The sequence below is a fragment of the Mycolicibacter longobardus genome, from assembly GCF_002102265.1.
Classification (GTDB): Bacteria; Actinomycetota; Actinomycetes; order Mycobacteriales; family Mycobacteriaceae; genus Mycobacterium; species Mycobacterium longobardum.
This window is the reverse complement of record NZ_LQPG01000046.1, coordinates 1-1,369: the sequence shown is the minus strand read 5'-3', so window position 1 is coordinate 1,369 and position 1,369 is coordinate 1. Positions and strand designations below refer to the sequence as shown.

Annotated in this window: 3 protein-coding genes; all 3 read left to right on the top strand. The window is 64.9% G+C overall.

The genetic code is table 11. The annotated features are described in order from the left end of the window. A partial coding sequence (locus AWC16_RS20540; RefSeq protein ID WP_207572371.1) for a transposase occupies window positions 1–414 on the top strand: 414 nt, incomplete at its 5' end. Window positions 415–449: 35 nt separating this feature from the next. After that, window positions 450–953: a hypothetical protein gene (locus AWC16_RS25385; RefSeq protein WP_109561518.1), complete on the top strand. Its 504-nt coding sequence runs from the start codon at window positions 450–452 to the stop codon at window positions 951–953. Window positions 954–985: 32 nt separating this feature from the next. Then, window positions 986–1,360, top strand: a complete 375-nt coding sequence (locus tag AWC16_RS25380; RefSeq protein ID WP_109561517.1) for an integrase core domain-containing protein — start codon at window positions 986–988, stop codon at window positions 1,358–1,360. Window positions 1,361–1,369: the final 9 nt, after the last annotated feature.

The following is a 1,369-nucleotide window of genomic DNA, read 5'->3' as shown; positions in this document are numbered from 1 at the left end:
TCCACTGACTCAAACTTTCTGACAGGGCCGCGTTATTCACAACGCGGCCGTGAGGAGGTTGAGTGGGTCATGGTCCGATCACGACGAACGAAAATCCCTGCGGAGGAGAAAACCCGGCTGGTGCTGGCGGTACTGGCCGGGGAGATGACCGGTGCCGAGGCCGCCCGGCGGGGCGGGGTGTCCTCGACCCAAGTGACGAAGTGGAAGCATCAGTTCCTTGAGGCCGGTGCTCAACGGATGCAGGAAGTGCCCGGTGGAGCCCCAGGGCAGGCCGGTACCCCTGAACAGCGCCGACTCCGGCGCGAGAACGAGGAACTCAAGCTCGCGCTCGCTGAGGCGACGGTGCAACTGCGGATCTGGCAGCGCGGCGCCGCGCTGATCAATCAGGTCCCTTCCAGGACCTCGAAGCCCTAAGAGAGGCAGCTCAACTGCCGGTTTCGAGGTTCGCCTTGCTCGCCGGCATCCCGGAGCGGACCTATCGACGCCGCCTGGCTCGGACGCGCGCCGGTAACCCACCCAAAGGCCCCTGGCCGGCGCCTCAAGTCGACCGTATTGAGGCCCTGGCCGCCAAATACGCCGAAGCCTGGCCAGCCTGGGGCTACCGCAAGATCGCCGCCTTGATGCGTGCCGATGGCCACGAGGTCACCAATTCCTCGGTCCAACGCGCGCTACGACGCCGCGGCCTGCTGCTGCCTCAAGGCTTCCGAGCCGACCGCAAATCATGGGCCGCCTTGCCTCGACAGGTGTTTCACGATCCGCCGACCGAGCGCAACCGGGTCTGGCAGACCGACTTCTCCGAGTTCGAAACAGCACACGGGGGGATCTGGCGCATCAGCGCCGTGATCGACTACGTCTCCAAGTACTGCCTGGCGATCACCGTCACCCCCACCGGTCGCGGCGTCGACGCCGGCACTGCATCCGGCTCGCGGTCGAGGAAGCCGCCCGCGTACTGAACCTGGCCGACCTGCGGCTAGATCGCGGGCAGATGGCGGTCCTCGACACCCAGGACCACGTCATCGGCTACATGCCCGCCCCCATCGCCGTCGTCTCCGACAACGGGCCCTGTTACCGCGGCAAAGACTTCCAAAGCCTCTTCACCGGGCACGATCCACTACTGCGCCACATCCGCACCCGAATCAAAGCACCGCAGACCAACGGTGTCATCGAGCGCTTCTTCGGGACCCTGAAATACGAGCACCTCTTCCGCGGCTACATCGGCGACGGCGACGCACTCGACATGGAAGCCCACCGCTTCCGCATCATCTACAACACCATCCGGCCACACCAAGCCATCCAAGACCGCACCCCGCAGCAGGCCTACCTGAACCCGATCACCCAAACAAACCTGCCAACTTCTTGACTCAAGACA

Excerpts from the sequence above, each read along its gene's own strand:
- AWC16_RS25380 (WP_109561517.1), top strand. The coding sequence starts at position 986 with ATGGCGGTCCTCGACACCCAGGACCACGTCATCGGCTACATGCCCGCC.